Origin of the sequence: Streptococcus sp. Marseille-Q6488 (assembly GCF_946902925.1) — a bacterium.
Classification (GTDB): domain Bacteria; phylum Bacillota; class Bacilli; order Lactobacillales; family Streptococcaceae; genus Streptococcus.
Window position 1 is genome coordinate 1 of sequence record NZ_CAMPPZ010000024.1, and the last position, 5,287, is coordinate 5,287.

The 5,287-nt window shown below is 36.0% G+C and carries 7 protein-coding genes; 5 read left to right on the forward strand and 2 right to left on the reverse strand.

The window, feature by feature from the left end:
- Window positions 1-87: 87 nt before the first annotated feature.
- Window positions 88-297, reverse strand: a complete 210-nt coding sequence (locus OVN23_RS10125; RefSeq protein WP_001166514.1) for a helix-turn-helix transcriptional regulator — start codon at window positions 295-297, stop codon at window positions 88-90.
- A 180-nt stretch (window positions 298-477) separates the two neighbouring features.
- Complete coding sequence (locus OVN23_RS10130; RefSeq protein ID WP_267241048.1) at window positions 478-603, reverse strand: hypothetical protein; 126 nt, start codon at window positions 601-603, stop codon at window positions 478-480.
- 165 nt (window positions 604-768) lie between these two features.
- Here OVN23_RS10130 and OVN23_RS10135 point away from each other — a divergent pair, with 165 nt between their 5' ends.
- From OVN23_RS10135 to OVN23_RS10155, 5 genes are all read left to right on the forward strand, one after another.
- A complete protein-coding gene (locus OVN23_RS10135; protein ID WP_267241049.1) occupies window positions 769-1,584 on the forward strand; it encodes a S24 family peptidase in 816 nt (271 codons plus the stop codon).
- A 7-nt stretch (window positions 1,585-1,591) separates the two neighbouring features.
- On the forward strand, window positions 1,592-2,056 hold the full coding sequence (locus OVN23_RS10140; RefSeq protein WP_031233729.1) for a DUF6978 family protein: 465 nt from the start codon (window positions 1,592-1,594) through the stop codon (window positions 2,054-2,056).
- Window positions 2,049-2,837, forward strand: a complete 789-nt coding sequence (locus OVN23_RS10145; RefSeq protein ID WP_173218409.1) for a DUF1828 domain-containing protein — start codon at window positions 2,049-2,051, stop codon at window positions 2,835-2,837. The genes OVN23_RS10140 and OVN23_RS10145 overlap by 8 nt, the downstream gene beginning before the upstream one ends.
- A gap of 435 nt (window positions 2,838-3,272) precedes the next feature.
- On the forward strand, window positions 3,273-3,869 hold the full coding sequence (locus OVN23_RS10150; protein WP_173275379.1) for a CD20-like domain-containing protein: 597 nt from the start codon (window positions 3,273-3,275) through the stop codon (window positions 3,867-3,869).
- Window positions 3,870-4,042: 173 nt separating this feature from the next.
- Window positions 4,043-5,188, forward strand: coding sequence for a tyrosine-type recombinase/integrase (locus OVN23_RS10155; protein WP_267241051.1), 1,146 nt, complete (start codon window positions 4,043-4,045; stop codon window positions 5,186-5,188).
- The last annotated feature ends 99 nt before the right edge of the window (window positions 5,189-5,287 follow it).

Here is a 5,287-nt window from a genome sequence, read left to right on the forward strand (position 1 = left end):
TCAAAACTGTTGGTACTTGTCAACAGTTTTGATAGAATTATTCTATCGATTTTGAAAAAAGTTTGACCTTCTTTGATGTTAGGTGTTTTATTTCACTTTTCGTGAAGTCTGAGGTGTGAATATATCGCCCAATTCTTTACCGAAATAATGGGCGATTTTGAACATTTCACTCAGTTTAAAATCTTGTTTACCTAATTCTTTGTTGCGATAGCTATTCTCGCTTTTTCCAATAACATCTGCCATTTCTTTCTGAGAAATATTCTTTTCCTTCCTCAGTTTATATAAAAGAATTTGCAAACCATAATCACCTCCTATTCATTTTAAAAAAACCATTTCCAGATGAAGTACACCCAGATAAAACCGGTTAGCGTCCAGCAGACCACATTCCAAAATTTCTTCTTGTCTTTCATGACAAATCTTTCGAGATATGCTATACTAATAGTGAGCTTTGGGGCTTTCGCCCCGCTCACCCCACTTCTATTTCAAGAAGTGTTTGATTAACTCAACACCGGCTGTAATCACTGTTGAGATAACCAGAGCCTTAGGACCGTCAAGCCATGGCTCTTTTTTTGTTGCCTTTTCAGGCTTTTTGCGTCTCCGCATATCTCTTTTCCTCCTGTATTTATTTGATTGATTACCTCAACCATGATTTAATTATACCTCACTTTTCGTGAAGTGTCAATAGTTTTTTTGCGAAAAAACAAAAAAACTTTTCTTTCCGTGAATATTTTGTTATAATCTACTTAATAAAACACTCAGGAGAAATATATGACTGACAAAGAATTAGCTATATACATCGGAACAAAAATAAAAGAATATCGATTACAGCGCGGATTGACGCAAAAAGAATTAGCTACTTTAGTGGATATGGGTGATACAACTATAGCAAACTATGAAAAAGGTTTCCGTACTCCTAAAAAGAATACTTTGTTTAAAATATCCTCTGCTCTCAGCGTAACTATTGACGATTTATTTCCACCTATTCGTAAAGCAGACACCCCCACAGCGTCCCTAGATTTGCTCACACAGCAGATAACGGACAAGGTGGTACAATTAACCCCAGATAATAAAAAAATCGTCCTACGGACTTCTGAGGAGCTTCTGGAGAGACAAAAAGCAAACGGCGAGATGTACATAGAGCAAAACGAAGAAGAAACGAAGAAAAACGAAGTATCGGAAGTTATCAGCTTGTATCAAGTTGAGGTAGTATCTGAGACGGCAGCAGCTTGTGGATTTAACTATGGATTTGGCTACGATGATACAGATAGAGAGACTATAGAGGTTGACCAGCAACCACCACATCACGATATTGCAACTAAGGTCAGCGGAGACTCCATGCTGCCTGACTACCAAGACGGAGATATTCTCTATTTAGTAGACAAAGGACTGACTACCTACAACGGAGACCTAGCAGTTATCGCATACGGAGACCGTTCTTACTTCAAGAAGATCTATACCGAAAACGGACGCTTACGCCTCGTATCGCTTAATGACAAGTACGAAGACATCATCCTAGACTTCCCACCAGCCGAAGACACACACATCAAGATCTATGCAGTAGTCGGGGTGTATAGAGGGGAGTAAGGAAAAAATGAATTACAACGACTTAAATGATCAGCAGGTACAAGAATTAATTAACAAACTGAAGTACCCCAAAAACGAACTTTCTTTTAATGAAATCCATACTACAATCTCGTCTTTATTTGGTAAAATAGATATAGACGAAGCTATTATTGATGATGATGACATTCAATATATACTTCACATATACAGAGGAAGGATGAATCCTGAGCGCTACAGCATTCATATTAGATTTAAAAATTCCCATAATCATTTAGTTAGGGTAGACATTAATCCATCTAATAGACATGTGAATCCTGATGACTCAATTGTAGAGGGGAATCACATTCATATATACTCCAATCACTACGATAAAAAGGATAGAGTTGCTATCCCGCTTGAAGATTCTGACTTCCCTAATTTAACTCACATTGTGGACGTATTTTCTGAATTCATCAAATATACACATATCAAGACGGAGGCTGATGATGAATAACTCAAATACACTAAAAAATATATATTTTGATTGGTTATTAAAAGAGTATAAGTTCAATGATCTAGAGAAAAATATAGTAGAAATTAGAACACCGTTTTTAGATAATGATTTTGATCATATCATCCTATATGCTGAGTTTTTATCAGATGGTAGGGTCACACTCACAGATGACGGATGGACCATTAACAATTTAAAAAGTCACGGCGTTAGTTTCTCAAATCGTTCAACATACAAAAATAACTTACTAAATACAATCGTAAACAATTTAGGTACGAGAGCTGAAAATGGAGAGTTGTTTATCACAACCAGCCTCGAAAAATTCCCACTTGCAAAGCAACGGTTGCTCCAAACTATTATGCAGGTGAATGATATGATAGTCTTACGAGATACAACAATTAAAAATGTTTTCCATGACGAAATAGAAAACACCTTAGTACAGAGAGAGGTTCTTTTTACAAGAAGGCCGTCTTATTCAGGTAAAGAGGGGATAACTGTGCAATTTGACTTCGCAATTCCCACAATCAAAAAAGAAAGACTTGTAAGGACTATTTCAAACGGAAATGATCTCAACAGGGCTAAATTACTCGCAATGGATACACGTATTTTACAGAACCATAAAGATAACGTTGAATATATTGCTGTAGTCGACGATATACACCATAGATTTGATAAAGTGGCAGAAACCCTAGCGGTATTTAACGAAAATAGCAAAGATAAAATAATATTGTTATCTCATAAAGATATCTTAGAAAATTCTCTTTTATTATCAAATGTGATATAAAAAATCCCCGCACTCGGCAATAGTCCCCCATATCCAAGAAGTCTATTGTGCAAAATTGATATTTTTTGAAAATTATATTACAATACAGCTATCAGGAGTTTAGCTCCATAAAGTTTAGGTTTGGATTTTAGATCCATATCGTGATGGTAGCCGTATTTGATACGGCTACTTTTCTTTTCATATTCTAGTAAACATAAGTCGTTAAAATAAGTTGACGTTTGACAGAAATTAAAAAAAGAAATACACTAAGAATGTAAAAAAGCCTTGTTCGTCAAGGATAAAATCGTCTGGTGTACTTCTAAGAGGTACACCTTATTTTATTATCTGACGAGCTGCCAACTGTTTCCATTTTGGAAATAGTTGGCATGTAAAAAACAGAAATAAAAATATGTGCAATAACTGATCCACACTAAAAGCTGATAGAGAGGTTTCATTATGAAACAAGAACGCAAAGTTTTAGGTATTTTAGCTATTATTTTTGGAGCAATTGCTCTACTTGGCTCATGGATGCCTATCATCAATAATTTTTCATTCATTCTAGCTATTTTAGCTCTTATCTTCGGTTTAATTGGTTTTGCAGTAAATCGAAAAAGACCAAAAACACTAGCTATTATTGGGACGGTTCTAGCAGTCGTGTCTATTGCTATTGTATTAGTAACTCAAGCAATGTACGCTAAATCATTGAAAGAACTAGGTAAAAACATTGAAGAGACTGTTAGCTCTGTAAGTTCTTCTATCGAATCATCTCAAAAAGAGGAAGATGCTAAATTTAACTGGACAAAAGAACAGTTTGATGCGCTTCAAGTTGGTGATATTATCAACTATGGAGCTGGTGGAACTAACTACGATGACGTTGCTAGCGTTCACGGAGAACCTAACAATGTGACAACTAGTTCAGTAAATGACCACGACAGCAAGACAGTATCATATACTTCTACTGGTAGCAAATATAAGAGCGTTATTCTTTCGTTTTCAAAACAAGACGACGGTTCTTTCTTGTTGACTTCTAAAATCAGCTCAGGTCTAGAGTAAAAAAGACAACAAAAAATCCCCACACTCTCCATCGCCAAACTTTGAGTGTGAGGATTCAACTTTCCATCAAGCAAGCAATGGAAAGGATGATAAAAAAATACAACTATAGTTTATCATAAGTTCTACACCTTTTCAACTATGCGGGCAAGCAATCGAAAAGAAAGGACTTTTTTATGATAAAAAAATACATCACAAAAAAAGGAGAGACTAGATATCTCTTTCAAACATATTTGGGCATAGACCCTGCTACTGGAAAAGAAAAACGCACAACAAGACGTGGTTTTAAAACCATTAAAGAGGCAAAGGCTGCCGAACGTGACCTTCTCTTAGATGTTGAAGAGAACGGTTTTTCAAACAATGAAGATTTTCAGAACCCTACTTTCGCTGAAGTTGCTGAGTTATGGCTTGATAGCTATAAGAGCACTGTGAAACCAACAACCTATCAGAACGTTAAGAAAAAACTTGATGTTATGATTGACTTGTATTTTACAGATATGAAAATCCAGCAGATCAGTGTAGCTTATTGTCAAAAGGTTGCTATCCAGTTAAGTAATCGCTATATCCTCTATGCTAATTACTACTCTGTAATCAGCCGTATTTTCAAGTATGCCGTTTCTCTTGACATCATTAAGTTAAATCCCTTAGACAAGATTATCAAGCCTAAAAATAGACCCTTAAAGGCCAAAGAGAACCACTATACAAAACAGGAGCTAACGGAGTTTCTTAAAGTTTGCAGAGTAGATTGTAAGCCTGTAGAGTATACCTTTTATCACTTACTAGCTTTTACTGGTTTGAGATGTGGTGAGGCTCTTGGGCTCATGTGGTCAGATGTTGACTTTGAAAATAATCGATTAAGCATTTCTCGAACAGCTGTCGTTGTTAATAAAAAACAAACTGTTCAGGACCCTAAAACCAAAAGGAGTAAGAGGGTTATCACTTTAGATGATGAAACTCTGAATGTATTAAAACTCTGGAAACGTCAGCAGATAAAAGAGTATTTTCGGGCTAGTGTGCCTTACAAACATGATTCGAATTATATCTTTACGAATAGTTTCGGAGGATGGATTTCGCCTTCAGCTGTGAAAGAGAGACTTAGAAGATTCTTTTGTGAACATAAGGATGTCAAAAAAATCACTCCTCACGGTTTCAGGCACACACACGCTTCTCTTCTCTTTGAAGCTGGTGTTACAGCAAAAATCATTTCAGATAGATTAGGTCATAATAATGTTCAAACCACCCTTGATATGTATACCCACATCAATGACAATCAACGTTTTGAAGTCGTCGATCAACTCATGGATTTCATCCGCCCCAGCTAAAAGTCATGCCGTATTCAATCTCGTATTCACTTTTGGTAGACATGCTAGAAACCCACTGATTTCAAGGGATTAGGAAGACGTGTACTATTTATACCATAA

Coding starts and splice junctions, on each gene's coding strand:
- OVN23_RS10130 (WP_267241048.1), bottom strand. CDS start 603: ATGCGGAGACGCAAAAAGCCTGAAAAGGCAACAAAAAAAGAGCCATGG.
- OVN23_RS10135 (WP_267241049.1), top strand. CDS start 769: ATGACTGACAAAGAATTAGCTATATACATCGGAACAAAAATAAAAGAA.
- OVN23_RS10140 (WP_031233729.1), top strand. CDS start 1,592: ATGAATTACAACGACTTAAATGATCAGCAGGTACAAGAATTAATTAAC.
- OVN23_RS10145 (WP_173218409.1), top strand. CDS start 2,049: ATGAATAACTCAAATACACTAAAAAATATATATTTTGATTGGTTATTA.
- OVN23_RS10150 (WP_173275379.1), top strand. CDS start 3,273: ATGAAACAAGAACGCAAAGTTTTAGGTATTTTAGCTATTATTTTTGGA.
- OVN23_RS10155 (WP_267241051.1), top strand. CDS start 4,043: ATGATAAAAAAATACATCACAAAAAAAGGAGAGACTAGATATCTCTTT.